General features: G+C 63.0%; 17 protein-coding genes. 9 read left to right on the top strand and 8 right to left on the bottom strand.

The window, feature by feature from the left end; translation table 11 throughout:
- The 4 genes from AC07P1_RS19490 to AC07P1_RS19475 form a co-directional block, all read right to left on the bottom strand.
- The gene (locus AC07P1_RS19490; protein WP_494697365.1) at nt 1-693 is read right to left on the bottom strand and encodes a methionine ABC transporter permease; all 693 of its coding nucleotides are present in this window, start codon (nt 691-693) and stop codon (nt 1-3) included.
- Nucleotides 686-1516, bottom strand: a complete 831-nt coding sequence (locus AC07P1_RS19485; RefSeq protein ID WP_494697364.1) for a methionine ABC transporter ATP-binding protein — start codon at nt 1514-1516, stop codon at nt 686-688. The genes AC07P1_RS19490 and AC07P1_RS19485 overlap by 8 nt, the downstream gene beginning before the upstream one ends.
- Before the next feature lie 111 nt (nt 1517-1627).
- A complete protein-coding gene (locus tag AC07P1_RS19480; protein ID WP_494697363.1) occupies nt 1628-2836 on the bottom strand; it encodes an acyl-CoA dehydrogenase family protein in 1209 nt (402 codons plus the stop codon).
- Between the two features lie 108 nt (nt 2837-2944).
- On the bottom strand, nt 2945-3376 hold the full coding sequence (locus tag AC07P1_RS19475) for a prolyl-tRNA synthetase associated domain-containing protein (protein WP_494697362.1): 432 nt from the start codon (nt 3374-3376) through the stop codon (nt 2945-2947).
- A gap of 233 nt (nt 3377-3609) precedes the next feature.
- Between AC07P1_RS19475 and ssuE the strand changes: the two genes are divergently transcribed.
- The 7 genes from ssuE (at nt 3610) to AC07P1_RS19440 (ending at nt 10803) form a co-directional block, all read left to right on the top strand.
- A complete protein-coding gene (gene ssuE / locus AC07P1_RS19470) occupies nt 3610-4197 on the top strand; it encodes an NADPH-dependent FMN reductase (protein WP_494697361.1) in 588 nt (195 codons plus the stop codon).
- Between the two features lie 20 nt (nt 4198-4217).
- On the top strand, nt 4218-5210 hold the full coding sequence (locus AC07P1_RS19465) for a sulfonate ABC transporter substrate-binding protein (protein WP_494697360.1): 993 nt from the start codon (nt 4218-4220) through the stop codon (nt 5208-5210).
- A 15-nt stretch (nt 5211-5225) separates the two neighbouring features.
- A complete protein-coding gene (gene ssuD, locus AC07P1_RS19460; protein ID WP_471708907.1) occupies nt 5226-6368 on the top strand; it encodes an FMNH2-dependent alkanesulfonate monooxygenase in 1143 nt (380 codons plus the stop codon).
- Between the two features lies 1 nt (nt 6369).
- On the top strand, nt 6370-7206 hold the full coding sequence (gene ssuC / locus AC07P1_RS19455; RefSeq protein ID WP_494697359.1) for an aliphatic sulfonate ABC transporter permease SsuC: 837 nt from the start codon (nt 6370-6372) through the stop codon (nt 7204-7206).
- Between the two features lie 18 nt (nt 7207-7224).
- Nucleotides 7225-8037: an ATP-binding cassette domain-containing protein gene (locus tag AC07P1_RS19450; RefSeq protein ID WP_494697358.1), complete on the top strand. Its 813-nt coding sequence runs from the start codon at nt 7225-7227 to the stop codon at nt 8035-8037.
- Between the two features lie 332 nt (nt 8038-8369).
- A complete protein-coding gene (locus tag AC07P1_RS19445; protein WP_494697357.1) occupies nt 8370-8936 on the top strand; it encodes a YceI family protein in 567 nt (188 codons plus the stop codon).
- A 112-nt stretch (nt 8937-9048) separates the two neighbouring features.
- Complete coding sequence (locus tag AC07P1_RS19440; RefSeq protein ID WP_494697356.1) at nt 9049-10803, top strand: amidohydrolase; 1755 nt, start codon at nt 9049-9051, stop codon at nt 10801-10803.
- Between the two features lie 209 nt (nt 10804-11012).
- On the opposite strand, the gene AC07P1_RS19435 is transcribed toward AC07P1_RS19440, so the two are convergent.
- Nucleotides 11013-11600 carry a chromate transporter gene (locus tag AC07P1_RS19435; RefSeq protein WP_494697355.1) on the bottom strand — a complete coding sequence of 196 codons (588 nt, stop codon included), beginning with the start codon at nt 11598-11600 and terminating at the stop codon, nt 11013-11015.
- Nucleotides 11597-12175, bottom strand: coding sequence for a chromate transporter (locus AC07P1_RS19430; protein WP_494697354.1), 579 nt, complete (start codon nt 12173-12175; stop codon nt 11597-11599). Before AC07P1_RS19430 ends, AC07P1_RS19435 begins: the two co-directional genes overlap by 4 nt.
- 172 nt (nt 12176-12347) lie before the next feature.
- Here AC07P1_RS19430 and AC07P1_RS19425 point away from each other — a divergent pair, with 172 nt between their 5' ends.
- Nucleotides 12348-12575: a hypothetical protein gene (locus AC07P1_RS19425; protein ID WP_494697353.1), complete on the top strand. Its 228-nt coding sequence runs from the start codon at nt 12348-12350 to the stop codon at nt 12573-12575.
- A 251-nt stretch (nt 12576-12826) separates the two neighbouring features.
- Here AC07P1_RS19425 and AC07P1_RS19420 read toward each other — a convergent pair whose 3' ends face one another.
- Both AC07P1_RS19420 and AC07P1_RS19415 read right to left on the bottom strand, forming a co-directional pair.
- Nucleotides 12827-13720, bottom strand: a complete 894-nt coding sequence (locus AC07P1_RS19420) for a PAS domain-containing protein (RefSeq protein WP_494697352.1) — start codon at nt 13718-13720, stop codon at nt 12827-12829.
- 332 nt (nt 13721-14052) lie between these two features.
- Entirely contained in the window at nt 14053-14436 is a 384-nt protein-coding gene (locus AC07P1_RS19415) for a hypothetical protein (RefSeq protein ID WP_494697351.1), read from the bottom strand.
- A 210-nt stretch (nt 14437-14646) separates the two neighbouring features.
- On the opposite strand from AC07P1_RS19415, the gene AC07P1_RS19410 reads away from it, so the two are divergent.
- Entirely contained in the window at nt 14647-17649 is a 3003-nt protein-coding gene (locus AC07P1_RS19410) for a sensor histidine kinase (protein WP_494697350.1), read from the top strand.
- Nucleotides 17650-17679 lie beyond the last annotated feature (30 nt).

The raw sequence follows: 17679 nt of genomic DNA, 5'->3' as shown, positions 1-17679 counted from the left end.
CTAGCGTTTATCGATACGTTTGGCGATGCGGTTGCCGGTGAACTGGATCAGCTGCACCATGACGATCAGGATGGCGACGGTGGCGACCATGATGTCGGTCTCGAAGCGGTAGTAGCCATAGCGGATCGCCAGGTCGCCGATACCGCCGCCGCCCACCACGCCGGCCACGGCGGAATAGGACAGGAAGCTGATCGACAGTACTGTCAGCGCCAGAACGAGCCCGGAGCGCGCTTCGACCAGCAGCACCCGCAGTACGATCTGCAGTTCGGATGCGCCCATGGCGTGCGCCGCTTCGACGACGCCACGCGGCACTTCGCGCAGGTTCTGCTCCACCATGCGGGCGAAGTAGGGGATGGCTGCGAACGACAGCGGCACGGCGGCCGCCAGCGGCCCGATCGACGTGCCGGCGATGATGCGGGTGAACGGCACCAGCGCCACCAGCAGGATGATGAAGGGGAAGGAGCGCACCGTGTTGACGAACCATCCAAGCATCAGCGCGGCCGGACGGTTTTGCAGCGATTGACCGTCGGCGACCAGGAACAGCAGGATGCCGAGCGGACCGCCGATCAACACGGCCGCCGTCAGGCCGATGCCCAGCATCGTCAGGGTCTGGCCCAGGGCGGTCCACATTTCGGGCAGCATGGCGATGATGTTGACCGCCGAAACGCTGAGGGAGCTGAGGGACTCAAACATGGGCGCCCTCCCGGTGGGCGGCGAAGCTGCGGCCGGCCGCATCGGCGATGCCCAGTGTGGCCGCGCCATGCTGCGCAAGCTCGCGTCCCAGCGCCGTTTTGCGGGGAACCGTCAGGCTGGCCGCGTCGTCCAGCGCAAATTGTTCCGCGATGGCGCCGTCTTCGATGACGGCGACGCGGTTGCAGATTTCGCCGATCACCGACAGCTCATGGCTAACGATCACGATAGTGACGCCGAGCCGGTGGTTGATGTCGCGCAGCGTGGCGAGCAGGGCGCGCGTGGTTTCGGCGTCCAGCGCGGAAGTCGGCTCGTCGCACAGCAGCACTGCCGGTCCGCTGGCCAGCGCGCGGGCGATGGCGACGCGTTGTTTCTGGCCGCCGGAAAGCTGCGCCGGATAGCTGGCGGACTTGCCGCCCAATTCGACCAGCTCCAGGCATTGGTTGACGCGGGCGGTGATGCGATCGGCCGTCAGACCGCCGTGGATGCGCAAGGGGAAGGCGACGTTGTCGAACACGCTGGCGTTTTGCAGCAGATTAAACTGCTGGAAGATCATGCCGATGTTGCGGCGGGCGTCGCGCAGATCGCGTTTGTTCAAGGACGTCAGTTCGCGGCCATCGACTTCGATCAGGCCCTGGTCCGGGCGCTCAAGCAGGTTGATAAGGCGTAGCAGCGTGGACTTGCCGGCGCCGCTCTTGCCGATCAGGCCAAAGATGTCGCCCTGGTCGACCGATAGCGAGACGTCGCGCACGGCGTGGAACTCGCCGCCGTCGGGCAGCGCGAAGGTTTTGCTCGCGTGTGTAATATTGATTAGTGGAGCAGTCATGGGTAGTCAATAGTGAGTAGGAATCACGTAGGGCGGATTAGGCGGAACGCCGTAATCGGCCAATGCATGCGTCGCCGGTGGCTCATAGATGGCCGATTACGCTGCGCGGTATCAGGAATAGGCGGTTGGTTCGGGCACGGCGCCATCCAACGCGTAGCGTCCGAGATCGCGGATCTTATAGTCGACCGGATCGTGCAATGTATGCACACGCACGTTGCGCCAGAATCTGTCGTACCCATAGCGGGCCGAAGTCGAGCGCGCGCCCGTCAGCTCGAACATCTGATTGGAGACGTCGATACCGGCGGTGTGGGCCAGCACCTTGGCCTCGGCCACGGCGACCGCCAGCTCGCCGCGCTGGCGGGCGGTGACCGCGCTGCCCAGCCGGAACAAGCGGTCCAATTCCCGCGCCGCATGGTCGGCCAGTACAGCGGCGGGGCGCAGCTTGAGCCACAACTGGCCGAAGCGGTGCTGTATCAGCGGATCGGCGGCGGCCGACTCCGCGCCGGAGGCGAACCATGGCCGCGCCTCGCTCAACGTGTAGGCGCGTGCAGCCTCGAAGGCGCCTTCGCCGATGCCGAGATAGAGATTGGCCATGATCAGCTGCGCGATCTGCGAGCGCAACGTCGCCCGCGCTGTGGGCGTATGGCCCGGCGCCTGCAGCACTTGTGTCGATGGTAGCGCGACCTGCTTGAAGTGGACATTGCCGCTGTCGGTCTGGCGCTGGCCGAAGGCATCCCAGTCGGCTTGCACGGACACGCCTTCCTGGCGCGTCGGCAGCACGCCGATCAAGGCGGTTTCGGTCTCCGCATGCCAGGCCGAGATGGTGAGCCAGTCGGAGCCCACGGAGCCGGACGAAAAGCTTTTGACGCCATCGAGCACGTAGCCATAGTCGGCTTCCACCGCCGTGGTTCGGCGGTCCAACGGATTGAGCGCGTTGCCCCAGAACAGATTCTGCTCCACGGTTTGGGTGAGGAAGCGGCGCTGCTGCTGCGGCGTGCCGTATAAATCGACGCCCGCCAGTTGCAGATAGTGGAAGCCGAGGACGTGCGCCAGCGCGCTGTCGGCACGGGCCACGATGCGTATCACCTGGTAGACCGTCGGCCAATCCGCGCCTTGGCCCCCGAAGGCGGTGGGGATCGACAGCGTGAGCAGGCCGGATTCGCGTATCCATTCGCGCTCCTGCGCCGCATGGCCGCCGGCTTGGTCGCGGGCGTTGGCAGTTTCCGCCAGGCGCTTCGCCAGATCGGTGGCGACGTCCAGCGGGTCCGGTGCCGCGTCCTGTGCCGGATGCGCCGCCGTTTTGAGTAAAGCTTTAGACATGGTATGTCCGTTTAAGGGTATCGGTGCCGTCAGTATTGCACCCGCGCCCTTAAGCCGTACACGAAGAAATCCGGCTTTCCTTATGCGGAAAATTGTTTATGAGTCGACTCAGTAGGTGAGCTGCCCTGGAACCTCCAGTATGCGCGGCAGATGACCGGTGTACTCCAGGAACCGCTCCAGTGTCTCGTGGCTCATGGAGACCGTGGCCGTGTTCCGCAGCGGATGCGCCTGGACGGCGGGAGCGTCCCACACCGCCTTGTCGATCACCGTTTCCACGGCGCCTTCGCTGTCGTTGATCAGCGCGAGGATGCTGACCGAACCAGGCGCGACGCCCAGGTGCTTCATTAGCCGCTCCGGCGAAGCCATGCCGAGTTTCGTCGATGGCAGCACGCGCGCCAGCTCGGACAGGTCGATACGCTTATTGAATGGCACGATGATCAGGAAGTGCCTTTTTCCGCCGCCATCGCGCGAGAAGATATTCTTGGTCATCAAGCCAGGCATCGAGGGGGCGGCGGCGAGCGCCTCTTCGATTGTGTGCACAGGCGGATGTTCGGCCAGGTGATATGCGAGATCGGTTTGGTCCAGCCAGTGAAGTAGTGTTCTTTCCATTTCAGATCCTGAAACTATGGTGTGGATGGGGTGGAAGAAATTCAATTTACCTTATTTGGAAAAATCATGGAACGTAATCCGAATATGAAAGCGTAAAACTATTCGTTTTGATTTCAAAGGTGCGGATTTATTCTGGTCGCCACAACATCAATGGGGACCAGAGCATGAGCATTCTTCTTCTAGGCGGCAGCCCTGCGGCGACATCGAGCACCGGCCGTTTGCTGGATCATGTCGGTGAAAAGCTGGCCTTGCACGGCCATCGCTACAGCAAGTTGCAGGTGCGCGACCTGCCGCCGCAGGCGCTGCTGCACGCCGATACGTCGGACCTGGCGATCAAGCGCGCGCTGGCGGCGGTGGCCGCCGCCGACGCCGTGGTGATCGCCACCCCGGTCTATAAAGCTTCGTTCACCGGCATTCTGAAGGCATTCCTCGATCTGCTGCCGCAGGACGGCCTGGCCGGAAAATTGGTGTTGCCGCTGGCGACCGGCGGTAGCCAGTCGCACATGCTGGCGCTGGACTATGCGCTGCGGCCCGTGCTGCACGCGCTGGACGCGCGCCACGTGCTGACCAGCGTCTACGCCACCTCCCAGCAACTGGTATGGGTCGAAGGTTCCGGGCTGGCGCTGGACCAGGCGATTTCGTGGCGCGTGCAAGCCGGCGTCGAAGCCTTGGCCGCCGGCTTGAATGCCCTCAGTGGCCGCATCGGCGACAGCTATGTTGTGCAGGCCGAACCCGTGCGCCTGGCGAGTTAAGTCACTTCAAGGAAGAATTCATGAGTATCGAACGAAAGCGCGCCGCGCGCCGCTACACATTGGGTCTGTTGTTCGCCGCCGGCGTGCTGGCTGCTGGAGCATCGACCAGCGCGGCGGCGCAGGCCAAGCCTGAAGCGCAGACCCTCCGCATCGGCTATCAAAAATACGGCACCTTGACCCTGCTGAAAGGGCGCGGCACCCTGGAGCAGCGCCTGGCGACCAAGAACATCACCGTTAAATGGACCGAGTTCCCCGCCGGGCCGCAGCTGCTGGAAGGCCTGAATGTCGGCAGCGTCGATTTCGGCACCGTCGGCGAAGCGCCGCCGATCTTCGCGCAGGCGGCCGGCGCAGACCTGGTTTATGTCGGCAACGAGCCGCCGTCGCCCGCCAGCGAAGCGATCGTAGTGCCCAAGGATTCGAAGATCCGTAGCCTGGCCGAGCTGAAAGGCAAGAAGGTCGCGCTGAACAAGGGCTCCAACGTGCACTACCTGCTGGTCAAGGCGCTGGAGAAGGCAGGTGTCGGCTACAAAGAGATCGATATCGTCTTCCTGCCGCCGGCCGACGCGCGCGCCGCCTTTGAGCGTGGCAGCGTCGACGCCTGGGCGATCTGGGACCCGTTCCTGGCCGCCGCCGAGAAGCAGCTTGGCGCGCGCGTTCTGGCCGACGGCAAAGGCCTGGTCGCCAACCACCAGTTCTATCTGGCGGCACGTCCGTATGCGGAAAAGAACCAGGAAGTGGTCCGCATCGTGCTCGAGGAAATCGCCAAGGTCGACGAGTGGGGCGCGAAGAATCCGAAGGAAGTCGCCACCATCCTGTCGGCGCAAACCGGTCTCGATACGGAAGTGGTGGCGCTAGCGGCCTCCCGCTACGCCTACGGCGTCAAACCGATCACCGCCGACGTGCTGCAACAGCAGCAGAAGCTAGCGGACGCCTTCTCCAGTCTCAAACTGATCCCGAAACCGATCGTGGTCAAGGACGCACAACTGCCGGCCAAACAGCTGGCGGCGCAATAAAGGAACATCATGTCACTGAATATATTCTGGTTTATCCCGACCCACGGCGACAGCCGCTATCTGGGCACCTCGAAGGGCGCGCGTCCGGTCGATGCCGACTATCTGAAACAGTGCGCGGTCGCCGCCGACACGTTGGGTTACGACGGCGTGCTGCTGCCGACCGGCCGCTCCTGCGAGGACGCGTGGGTGGTCGCATCGTCGCTGATCAGCGTCACGCAAAAGCTCAAGTTCCTGGTCGCCATCCGGCCCGGCCTCACCACGCCCGGCTTGGCTGTGCGCATGGCCGCCACCTTCGACCGTTTGTCGAACGGCCGGCTGCTGATCAACGTCGTCACCGGCGGCGACCAGGGTGAGTTGGAGGCCGACGGCCTGTACGCCGACCATGCCAAGCGCTATGAGATATCGGATGAATTCATCCGCGTCTGGCGCGCGTCGCTGGCGGGCGAGGGCGGCGACGCCGGCTACGATTTCGAGGGCAAGCATATCAAGGTAAAGGGCGCCAAGACGCTGTATCCGGCGGTGCAGAAGCCGTATCCGCCGCTGTACTTCGGCGGCTCGTCCGAGCCGGCGCATGAACTGGCGGCCGAACAGATGGACGTCTACCTGACCTGGGGCGAACCGCCGGCCGCCGTCGCCGAGAAGATCGCCGACATCCGCGCGCGCGCCGCCAAGCATGGCCGCACCGTGAAGTTCGGCATCCGCCTGCACGTGATCGTCCGCGAGACCAACGAAGCCGCGTGGCGCGCCGCCGATGAACTGATCAGCCATCTGGACGACGACATCATCGCCAAGGCGCAGGCGGCGTTCGGCAAAATGGATTCGGTGGGGCAGCAGCGCATGGCCGCCCTGCACGGCGGCCGCCGCGACAAACTGGAAGTCTCGCCCAACCTGTGGGCCGGCGTGGGCCTGGTGCGCGGCGGCGCCGGCACGGCGCTGGTCGGCGATCCCGAGACGGTGGTCGCGCGCATCCAGGAATACGCCGACCTGGGGATCGACACCTTCATCTTCTCCGGCTACCCGCATCTGGAGGAGTCGTACCGCTTCGCCGAGCTGGTATTCCCGTTGCTGGGCAAAGGCAAGGCCGTGGGTGAACAGTCGCTGAGCGGACCTTTCGGCGAAGTGATGGCCAGCGATATCGTGCCGAAGAAGGCGGCTTGAGATGGCGGCCGTCTTACCACAACCTTTGGTCAAGAGCACCCGCAAACCCGCGCGTAAAAGTAGCGGCGGTGCTGGTGGCCGGCCGCGGAGCAGCGCGTTCGCGCCATGGATATTGCCGGTGCTGCTGATCGCCGGTTGGCAGGCCGCCTCGCAACTGGGCTGGCTGTCGAGCCGCATCCTGCCGGAGCCGTGGGCTGTCGCCAAGGCCTTCTGGACGCTGGCGGTATCGGGCGAACTGTGGGTGCACCTTCGCACCAGTTTGTGGCGCGCCATCAGCGGCTTCGCCATCGGCGCAGGACTGGGTCTGGCCCTTGGCCTGTTGACGGGCAGCTTCCGCCGCGCCGAAACGCTGCTCGACACCACGCTGCAAATGGTGCGCAACATTCCGGCGCTGGCGCTGATACCGCTGGTGATCCTGTGGTTCGGCATCGACGAAACCGCGAAGCTGTTCCTGCTGGCGGTGGGCGTGTTCTTCCCCGTGTATCTGAACACCTTTCACGGCATACGCTCGGCCGACCAGGGGCTGATCGAGATGGCGCGCAGCTATGGCCTGTCCGGCTGGCCGCTGTACCGCGACGTGATCCTGCCGGCGGCGCTGCCGTCGATCCTTGTCGGCGTGCGGTTTTCGCTGGGTCTCGTGTGGGTGCTGCTGATCGTGGCGGAGACGATTTCGGCGCAAGCGGGCATCGGTTACATGACGATGAACGCCCGCGAGTTCCTGCAAACGGATGTGGTGCTGGTCGGGATACTGTTATATGCGTTGCTGGGCAAGGCGGCCGACCTGCTGTCGCGCGGTCTGGAAAAGCGCTTTCTGCGCTGGAATCCCGCCTACCGTTGATTTGATGGAGTAAATGAGATGAACATTTCGACCGCATTATTCGACGTCCCGGGTCTTTCCAGGGCGAGCAAGCAAAGCACGCCGCCACCGGTGCCGGCCAAGCGCCAGGGGGTGTCGTTGGCGCTGGATGGCTTGAGCAAATCCTTCGGCGAGCGCGAGGTGTTGAAGGATGTGCGGCTGGAGCTGCATCCGGGCGAGTTTGTCGCCGTGGTGGGGCGCAGCGGCTGCGGTAAAAGCACCTTGCTGCGGGCGATCGCCGGGTTGGAGACGGCCGACGAGGGCAGCATCGCGATCGGCAAGGGCGCCATCGGGGCCAGCATCCGCATCATGTTCCAGGAGGCGCGTCTGCTGCCGTGGAAGACGGTGCTGGAGAATGTGGCGCTTGGGTTGCCGCGATCGTTGAACGCGGCGGCGGCGACCTTGTCGACGGTGGGGCTGGCCGAACGCGCCGACGATTGGCCGGCGGAGCTGTCGGGCGGCCAGCGGCAGCGCGTGGCGTTGGCGCGGGCTTTGCTGCATGAGCCGCAGTTGCTGCTGCTCGATGAACCGCTCGGGGCGCTGGATGCGTTGACGCGTATCGAGATGCAGCAGTTGATCGAGGCGTTGTGGTTGCAGCGCGGGTTCACGGCGGTGCTGGTGACGCACGATGTGCAGGAGGCGCTGGCCCTGGCCGATCGCGTGGTGCTGATCGAGGACGGGCGCATCACGCTGGATCTGAAGGTGGATTTGCCGCGCCCACGGGCGAGGGGAAACGCGGCCTTCGCGGCGCTTGAGCAGCGGCTGTTGAGTAGTATCCTGCATCATCCGGCGGCACAGGCGGCCGCAGCGTAATTCTGGAGACACGTAGGGCGGATTAGGCGGAACGCCGTAATCGGTCATGTATGCGTCGCTGGCGGCTCATGCATGGCGGATTACGCTGCGCTAATCCGCCCTGCGTGTTTCCACGGGTTCCATGTGTTTCCGTCCCTCCCTCCGCCTTTTGGCCGATTCGCATCCCTCCAAACTCCGCTATGATCGATTTTATCGATAGTAACGCGGTAAATTTTTCGTTTTACAACTTTAGATGTCGCGAGCATAATCGTTCGCACTCGAGAACATTAGCGGGTCGGCAAAACCAGCCCCGTCGCGTTCTCATCCGTATGTCAACATTCTGGAGTTCTACAATGAAAAAAATCTTTGCCCTGCTCGTCGCCGCTGGTATCTCGATGTCCGCCGTGGCCGCACCGGAGACGTTCTCGTCCGATGCCAACCACACCTTCTCGAGCTTCACGTATAGCCACTTCGGCTACTCGCTGCAGACGAGCCGCTTCAACAACACCAGCGCCAAGATCACGATCGACCGCGCCGCCAAGACCGGCTCGGTGGAAGCGACCATCGACACCAAATCGGTCGATACCGGCTCGAAACTGTTCGACCAGCACATCCAGGGCGAGGATTTCCTCGACACCGCCAAGTTCCCGACCATCACCTACAAGTCGACCAAGGTCAACTTCAAAGGCGACGCGCCGTCGACCATCGAAGGCAACCTGACCGTCAAAGGCGTCACCAAACCAGTCACCCTGACCGTGACCGGCTTCAAGTGCATGGACCACCCGATGATGAAGAAACTGGCTTGCGGCGCCAACGCCACCGCCACCATCAAGCGTACCGAATTTAACGCAGGCAAATACGCACCGAACGTCGGCGACGACGTAACCCTGACCTTCGCGGTCGAAGCCATCAAGGACTAATCGAACCGGGCTCGCTCGATTCGTTGGCCTGTGATGTGGGCCGGCGCGGTATTCGTTCCGCGCCGGCCCATTATTTTTTAGGAGTAGTACGATGAAATTGAAGCAGCTCGCTATGGCAGTCACCCTGATCCACGCCGCCGGCCTGTCCACCCTGGCGCAGGCGGCCACGGATCTGATCATCACCAACGGCAAGATCGCCACGATGACGAAAGAGGGCGCCTTCGCCCAGGCGCTCGCCATCAAGGACGGCAAGATCGAGGCAGTCGGCAGCAATGCCAACATCCTTAAACTCAAATCGGCCAACACCCAATTGATCGACGCCGGCGGCAAGACCGTCATTCCCGGCCTTAACGATTCCCACCTGCATATCATCCGCGAGGGCTTGAACTACAACGCCGAGCTGCGCTGGGATGGCGTGACGTCGCTGAAGAAGGCGCTGCAAATGCTCAAGGAGCAGGCCGCGCGCACGCCGGACGGTGCCTGGGTCAAGGTCGTGGGCGGCTGGAACGAATTCCAGTTCGAGGAAAAGCGCCTGCCGACCCTGGCGGAGATCAACGAAGCGGTGCCGGACAAGCCGGTGTTCCTGCTGTATCTGTACGGGCTGGGCTTCCTCAATCAGAAGGGCATCGCCACCCTCGGCTACAACGCCGACACCAAGTACAAGGACGGCGTGGTCGAACTGGGCGCGGACGGCAAGCCGACCGGCCTGCTGATCGCCAAGCCGAACGCGATGATCCTGTACACGACCCTGGCCAAGACCAATGTGCTGCCGCGCGAGCAGCAGATCAATTCCACACAGCAGTACTACAACGAACTGAACCGCCTTGGCGTGACCAGCGCCATCGATGCCGGCGGCGGCGGACAAGCGTATCCGGACGATTATGCGGTGAGCCTGGAGCTGGCCAAGAACGGCAAGTTGACGGTGCGCACTTCCTATTACCTGTTCGCGCAAAAGCCGGGCAAGGAGCTGGAGGACTACCAGCGCTGGCTCACTCAGACCAAGCCGGACAAGAACGACCACTTGTTCTACGCCAATGGCTACAACACCGAGGGGGGCGGCGAGAACCTGGTGTGGAGCGCGGCCGACTTCGAGAACTTCCTGGAGCCGCGTCCGGAGATGCCGGCGCACATGGAGAGCGAACTGGAGCCGGTGCTGCGCCTGCTGATCAAGAACCGCTGGCCGTTCCGCATCCACGCGACCTACGACGAGAGCATCGACCGCGATCTGGCCGTGATCGAAAAGGTCAACAAGGATACGCCGCTCAATGGACTGCGCTGGTTCTTCGACCATGCCGAAACCATCAGCGACAAGCAACTGGCCCGTGTGAAGGCGCTGGGCGGCGGCATCGCCGTGCAGAACCGCATGTATTTCCAGGGCGAGCTTTACTGGAAGCAGTACGGCGCGCAAACCCGCCAGATGCCGCCGATCAAGAAGATGCTGGAGATGAAGATTCCGGTTGGCTTGGGGACGGATGGCACGCGCGTCAGCAGCTATGGTCCGTGGCCGTCGATCTACTGGGCGGTGACGGGCAAGACGGCGGGTGGTCTGAGCCTGTGGCAGCCTAGCGATGTGCTGAGCCGCTATCAGGCGCTGAAGCTGATGACGCAGGGCAGCGCGTGGATGAGTGGCGAAGAGAAACTCAAGGGTACCTTGGCGAAAGGCCAGTACGCTGACGTGGTGATTTTGCCGCAGGATTATTTCTCGATGGATGTCGAGAAGATCAAGAACCTGGAAAGCAGCCTGACCATCGTCAACGGCAAGGTGGTGTACGCGGCGCCGGAGTACAAGCAATTGGCGCCGGCCGTGCCCGAGGTGCAACCGGAGTGGAGCCCCGTCAAGTACTACGGCGGTTACCAGAACAAGTAAGCGGAATCGTTGGCCTTGGCACCACTCGGAGACACGTAGGGCGGATTAGCGCAGCGTAATCCGCCAATGCGTGCTCCGTCGGCGGCTCACAGATAGCGGATTACGGCTTCGCCTAATCCGCGCTACGTGTCTTCGTGGCGGCACAACGCCCATCGGTTCATAACAAACCGTGCCATACGTGGCACCGTTGCGGCGCAACGCTCACTTGGTCACACCAAACCGTACCACCCCAGCGCGGCGCCCGCACCCAGCAACCACAGCAAATGCAGCCTGGTGCGCCAGATGATCACGCCAGCCACCACCGACAACAGCCACAACGGCCAGTCGGTGGTCCAGTTGCTGTTGGCGCTACCCAGAATGATCCCCACGGACACCATCAATCCCACCACCACCGGCGTCATGCCTTGCTTGAACGCCCTCACACCCAGCAATTCGCGGTTGCGATGGCCCCAGCGCGCCGCCAGATACGTCAACGTGGTGCTGGGCAGCAGCACGCCGAACATCGTCACCACCACCCCGGCGAACGCCGCCGTATAGCTGCCGGCGTTCAAACCAACGTTCCAGCCCATCAACGCGACGAACAGCACGTTCGGCCCCGGCGCGGCCTGGGCGATGGCGATCGAGTCGTTGAATTGCGATTGCGTCAGCCAATGGTGCTCCTCGACCAGAAACCGGTGCATCTCCGATGTGGTCGAAATCGCCCCGCCGATCGACAGCAGCGACAACAGCATGTAGTGGCCGAACAGGTTCAGCCAGTCGGTGAAGCTTAAAACGATATGGATCGGCGCCGCGCTCATGGCAACTTTGCTTTCATGGTGCGGTAGGTCAGCGTGACGGCGATGCTGCCGAGGATCAGCAGGGTGTAGGCCAGCGGCAAGCGCATGACCACGACAAAACCGACGCACAGCACGGCGATCAATCCGGTCAGCCACATCGGCAGCGGGTGCTTGCGCAGCGCCGAGGCCAGCTTCACGCCGGTCGCGGCGATCATACCGGCCGACACCGCCGCCATGCCCCGCAGCGCGCCGGCCACGCCCGGATGGTTGGCGTATTGCGCGTGCAGCAGCGCCAGGCACAGCACCACCATCAGCGGCACCGTCAGCATGCCCGCCAGCGCCGTCATGGCGCCACGCAGGCCGTAGTAGCGGCTGCCGATCATCAGCGACAGGTTGACGACGTTGGGACCCGGCATGATCTGGGCGACGGCCCAGTCCTCGACAAACTCTTCCTGCGTCAGCCAGCGCTTGCGCTCGACCATCTCGCGCTGCACGACCGCCAGCACGCCGCCGAAGCCCTGCAAGGCCAAAATGGTGAACGATAGGAACAAATCGAATAGCGAAGTGGGGCGGGGGCGCGGCGTCTCTGGAGTCATCCGTTTATTATCGCCCCGGTTATTGCCTTGTGTCTATTGCGTTCAGTACGGGCAATATTTTAATTTCGGAATGATAGGAACCTGACATTGACTTCGGGTCGCTGTCGCTCATACTCTCGTTGCACGTCGCTTTGATCGGGATCAAATATCCCTCACCCTCTTGCAAAGGATCATGATGAACGCACTCCTATCCCCCCGCCTGGAATCCGTTCCGAAAGCAGATTTCAACCAGCAGCGGCACGACGAGCAAAGCAGCGCCGTCGTCGAACGTGGCATTATCGTGCAAGCGAGTTTCAACACCATTTGCGCGATCGAATATATGAAGTCCCACAACGTCGCCCCGCAAGTGATCGAACGGGTGTTGCTGCATCCTGAGCAACGTCGCAAAGAGCATCACTGACCGGGGATATACCAAGTTTGTGTTTAGTTATGCACACATCATGTTGACAAGAATTTTTTTTAGAGAATTTCGTGTAACAATCGATGTAACCGTAAGTCGTTGATTTACAAGGGCTTTAATTTTGCCTTTTGGATGGGCAGTTTGTAGAAACCCGCGTCGTTACAGGCTTCCCGCATTGTCAATGGGGTGTTGTCCACATAGATATCCACAGAGGCTGTGGATATCCAAAAAAGTGCTTAACAATCCGTAACTTAGAACGACTTTTTGAGCGGTTGCAAAACGCTGGCCACAACAATGTATGGCGTGGCCGGCTCTTCGAGCGCGCTGACCGTCACACGTAGACGCACCTCCTGGCCGTCGCGCCGCCAGGCGGTGACGACGTCGGTCCAGCTTTCTCCCTCTTTGACGGCGCGCAAGGCGTCGGCCAACTGGTCTTGCGGGTAGGGTGGTGGATGCAGCAGGCGCAGATCGGCGCCGATCAGCTCGTCTCGCGTGAATTGCAACACGCTGCTGAACTTGTCGTTGACCGTGGCGATTTTGCCGCGCCGGTTCAGGGTCATGATAATGGCGTGCTGGTCCACGGCGGCCAGCAGCCGGTGCGCATGGTCCAGCTCCGTCTGCAGCGCCACCGTCTGCCGGTGCGCTTCTTCCAATCCGTTGTAGGCGCGCAGCGAAGAGATCACCGTTGTGAACAGTTTGCGCGTGGTCAGGTCGGTCTTACACCAGAAATCGTTGATGTCATAGTCGAGGATGATGCTGTGTTCCAGCGCCTGTCCCGGCTGGCCGGTACGCAGCACGATGCGCACCAGCTGGTTGTGCAGCGCGTCGCGGATCTGGCGGGCGACGTTGAGGCCGGCGTCGCTGGTTTCCATGATGACGTCCAGCAGCACCAGCGCGATATCGGGCGTGTTGCGCAGGGTATTCAGGGCTTCCTCGCCGCTGTAGGCGTGCAGGAAGCTCAGCCGCCGTCCCAGGAAACACACATTACTGAGCGAGAACTTGGTGACCACGTGGACATCGACGTCGTCGTCCACGATCAGCACCCGCCATGGCGGTGGCGCCGACGACGCTCCCGCCTGCGGCGCGCCGATGGGTGCAACCTCGTCTTCTATCATCCAATCAGTGTCATCATCATTCTGGTTCATGCATCGATCCCGAGGCGAGTCTAAGAAGGCCATACGTACCTCCAGAGCCACACTATTCCTCACACGTACTTTTGTCAAAGGATTCCCCAGTACGACGTGACATAGTTGTCTCCGCCCCTACTTATGCACAGAAAAATATTTTTCAAGCAGCCTCAAAAAGCTTGGCCGGCAAAAAATTTGATGTTGTAAGTGATTGATTTTATTGGTTAAAAAATCTGCCTTCGGATTGGGCATTTTATTAAAACCCCCGCCGTTAAAGGCGTTATCGGCTGTCAAGTGGGGGTTATTCACAACCTTATCCACAGTTGGTGTGGATATCTGCGAAATCCGCTTTAAATCCGCTGGCTTACCGCTGTTTCTTGAGAAACAGCGTACGCCGCACCCATCAACACCGCCCAGACCAGAACGGCATGTAGCGCCAGGGCGCCGCCGACGACCACGTCGGCATCGCCGCCGGCCAGCGTCATATACGCCAGCAGCGCGATCGCCGGTGGCGTGCTGTAGGCGATCAGGCGCCGGGCATGCTGGGGCGTACGCCTGGTCAGCATCCGGACCACCGTCCTGCCGTCCGCCATCATCCAGGCCAGCGCGCCCACCGTGAACAAGGCCCACCCCGCCATTTCAAAGCCCAGCATGCCCACGACGTAAGCAAGCACCAGCAAAATGCCGCTGAGCGGAACAGGGCGGACCGGGTTGGCTGGCGTGGACTTTTTCATGATCATACTCGTTTGACTGGGGAGGAGTTGTCAGAATACCGGGTCATGGTCCATTGGTATATTTTATTGTATCTATGATTCCGATAGCAATTGCCGTCGATGTTGTCCCATGTGGCTGCCGGGAAAATCGCCTATGATGGCGGGTTGTTAATTTTCTCTCGCTGTATGACTTTTATGTTGCTGTCGCTACGTCGGCTAATGGTGTTACTTGTGCTCGTGTCTGCAAACGCGATGGCGCTCGATGGCAAAGTTCCCCTGGACGAGCTGCATCACGATATCTGGACCGGCAAGGATGGCGCCCCGGCCCAGGTGTCGTCGATGGCGCAGACCGCCGATGGCTGGTTGTGGGTTGGCAGCGTCGACGGCTTTTACCGTTTCGACGGCATGCGCTTCCGGCGCTTCGAGGCATTGAACGGCGAGACCGCGCCCAAGCGTCCGGTGACCGCGCTGACGGCGCTGCGCGACGGCGATCTGCTGGTCGGCTATCTGTTCGGTGGGCTCAGCCGCTTGCATCGCGGCCATATCACCCATTACCCGGGCATGGTGGGCAAGGCGCCGATAGGGCCTGTGACGAGCGCAACGACCGATGAGCGCGGCGAGCTGTGGGTCGCCACCACCAGCGCGCTGCTGCAGCTGCGTGGCGGCGCCTGGCACAATGTCGGACCGGAGCTGGGTTTGCCTGTGGGCGAGGTGTCGAACGTGGTCGCCGACCAGTACGGGCAAGTCTGGGTCGCCGTCGGCCATTCGCTGTATGTGATGCCCGCCGGCGCCAAAGGCTTCCGGCAAGTGCAGCGCCAGGATGTGCATACGGTCAACCTGATCGAGTCGCCCGATGGACGGTTGTGGCAGGACCTGCACGACAGGCTGATTCCGGTGCCGTCCCGGCACCGGGGGCCGCTGAAACCACGTCCGGCCTGGCTGGCGCAATCGCAGGGCCAGGAAAACGGGCTGTTCGACCGGGACGGCAACTTCTGGTCGCTGGCCTGTCCGGTCGGCGTTTGCCGGACCGATGGCGTGGGCGCCATGCCCAGCCGCCAGATGACGCCCAACGCCCGGCCTGGCCATCGGCTGGACCAGCCCTGGCAACTCAGCAGCCTGACCGGCAACATCCTGTTCGAGGACCGCGACGGCAGTATCTGGATCGGCACCCAGGCGGGCGTGGAAAGGTTCCGCCACAACCGCCTGGCGCCGGTCAAGCTGGCCGGCGGCGGACGCGCCTTCAAATTGGCGCGGGACTTCTCCGGTCACGTGCTGGCGCTGAGCCTGCCATCCGGAATGGTGTGGCGCCTGCGGGCCGACGGCGCCCACCCCATCGAGGAGCAATTCCCGCCGGGCAACGTCGGCGCCATCGGCAATGCCCGCGACGGCGCCTTGCTGCTGGCCCGGCCGGATGCGATCGAACGACGCTACCCGGACCGTTCCGAGCGTATCGCCTATCCGCCCGACCCGGTCGACACGGCCGATCCGGTGGACGTGACGCGCGTGTTCGATGACGGCGTCGGCTTGTGGGTGTCGATCGCGCGGCGTGGTTCGTTCAGGCTGGTGGACGGTAAATGGAGCAATCAAGTCGCGCTGGGTTTGCCGCCGGGTACATTCGTGGGCGAGGCCGGCGCCCGCAAGGGAACGCTGTGGCTGGGCTATGACGATGGAGATATCGTGTATTTCGATAATGGCCGCGTCACGCGCTACCGGGCGTCGCCGGACCACGACATCGGCCCGGCGACCCATCTGCACGTCGCCGGCGACGAGGTCGTGGCGGGCGGCCTCGGCGGCCTGGCGGTGTTGCGCGACGGCGCTTTCCATCGCCTGGCGGCCGCCGATCCCGACGTGCTGACGGGCGTCTCCGGCACCGTGGTGGGCGCCAACGGCGACCGCTGGCTCAACGGCAGCAAGGGCGTGGTCCACATCAAGGCGGCGGACTGGAAGGCCGCAACGGCCGCGCCGGGAGTGCCGCTGAAATACATCCTGTATGGCGTGCTGGACGGCTATCCCGGTTTTGCCGACACCAGCACCCGCCGTCCCTCCGCGCTGGGCGACGTCGACGGCCAGCTGTGGTTTGTCGGCGCCACCGGCATGGCCCGGCTGGACACCACTAAATCCTATCCGCCTCCGCATGCGCCGGAGGTGCTGGTCGAGACCCTGGTGGCCAAGGACAAGCGCTACCTGGACTTTTCGAAGGCCGTGCGACTGGACCCGGGCACGACCTCGTTCCGCATCGAGTTCACCGCCCTCAGCTACAGCATGCCGGAGATGGTGCGCTTCCGGTATCAGCTCGAGGGCGTCGATGCCGACTGGCAGGAACCCGGCAACCGCCGCGCCGTGTCGTACACCAACGTCGGCCCCGGCGAGTACCGCTTCCGCCTCGCCGCGGTCAACGAGCTGGGGCAGTGGAACCTGCGCGACACGTCGGTCGCGTTGACCATTCTGCCGACGTTTAGACAAACGCCGCTGTTCTACGGCCTGTGCGCGCTGGCGGCGGCCGGCTTGCTGTATCTGTTGTATCGGCTGTGGCTGCGGCAAGCGACGTTGCGCATCGCCGAGCGCATGGCCGAACGCGAGCGCATCGCGCGGACCCTGCACGACACCTTCCTGCAAAGCGTGCAGGGGCTGGTGCTGGGCTTCCAGAACGCGATGAGCGCCTTGCCGGGTGATTCGAGCACCCGCGCGCGGCTGGAGCGCATGCTGCTGCTGGCCGATCGCGTGATCGAAGAGGGACGCGACGAGGTGCAGGACCTGCGCTCGAGCGCGATGAGCGACGGCGACCTCGATCGCGGGCTGACGATCGTCGGCGAGGTGCTGCAGGAGAGTCACCATGGCGTGTTCAGCCTGCGCCGGCAGGGCGAGGCGTTGACGTTGACGGAAGATGCCAGCTGCGAAGCCTACAGTATCGGCCGCGAGGCATTGATGAACGCCTTCCGCCATGCCGGCGCGAAGTCGATCCAGGCGACCCTGAGTTACGGTGCCGACCAGTTTGTCCTGCAGGTGGCCGACGACGGCAAGGGCATTCCCGCCGAGATTCTGGCCGACGGCAGGCGCGCCGGCCATTGGGGCTTGCCGGGCATGGCGGAGCGTGCCGCGCGCATTGGCGCCACGCTGGTGATCGACAGTCCACTGATCGGCACGCGCGTGAGGCTGACGATTCCCGCCGCGCTGGCCTATGTCGGCCAGTCGCGGTGGAAGCGGCTCGTGCGGCGTTTGAAGCGGCGCGGCTGACCAGGCGCTGCCGCGCGCTATGGGCGCAGG

Source organism: Duganella sp. GW821-FHT07F09 (assembly GCF_059418705.1).
Note: the sequence above shows the minus strand (reverse complement) of the source record. Positions and strands in the feature narration are given on the sequence as shown.

Coding starts and splice junctions, on each gene's coding strand:
- AC07P1_RS19490 (WP_494697365.1), bottom strand. CDS start 693: ATGTTTGAGTCCCTCAGCTCCCTCAGCGTTTCGGCGGTCAACATCATC.
- AC07P1_RS19485 (WP_494697364.1), bottom strand. CDS start 1,516: ATGACTGCTCCACTAATCAATATTACACACGCGAGCAAAACCTTCGCG.
- AC07P1_RS19480 (WP_494697363.1), bottom strand. CDS start 2,836: ATGTCTAAAGCTTTACTCAAAACGGCGGCGCATCCGGCACAGGACGCG.
- ssuE (WP_494697361.1), top strand. CDS start 3,610: ATGAGCATTCTTCTTCTAGGCGGCAGCCCTGCGGCGACATCGAGCACC.
- AC07P1_RS19465 (WP_494697360.1), top strand. CDS start 4,218: ATGAGTATCGAACGAAAGCGCGCCGCGCGCCGCTACACATTGGGTCTG.
- ssuC (WP_494697359.1), top strand. CDS start 6,370: ATGGCGGCCGTCTTACCACAACCTTTGGTCAAGAGCACCCGCAAACCC.
- AC07P1_RS19450 (WP_494697358.1), top strand. CDS start 7,225: ATGAACATTTCGACCGCATTATTCGACGTCCCGGGTCTTTCCAGGGCG.
- AC07P1_RS19445 (WP_494697357.1), top strand. CDS start 8,370: ATGAAAAAAATCTTTGCCCTGCTCGTCGCCGCTGGTATCTCGATGTCC.
- AC07P1_RS19440 (WP_494697356.1), top strand. CDS start 9,049: ATGGCAGTCACCCTGATCCACGCCGCCGGCCTGTCCACCCTGGCGCAG.
- AC07P1_RS19435 (WP_494697355.1), bottom strand. CDS start 11,600: ATGAGCGCGGCGCCGATCCATATCGTTTTAAGCTTCACCGACTGGCTG.
- AC07P1_RS19430 (WP_494697354.1), bottom strand. CDS start 12,175: ATGACTCCAGAGACGCCGCGCCCCCGCCCCACTTCGCTATTCGATTTG.
- AC07P1_RS19425 (WP_494697353.1), top strand. CDS start 12,348: ATGATGAACGCACTCCTATCCCCCCGCCTGGAATCCGTTCCGAAAGCA.
- AC07P1_RS19420 (WP_494697352.1), bottom strand. CDS start 13,720: ATGAACCAGAATGATGATGACACTGATTGGATGATAGAAGACGAGGTT.
- AC07P1_RS19415 (WP_494697351.1), bottom strand. CDS start 14,436: ATGAAAAAGTCCACGCCAGCCAACCCGGTCCGCCCTGTTCCGCTCAGC.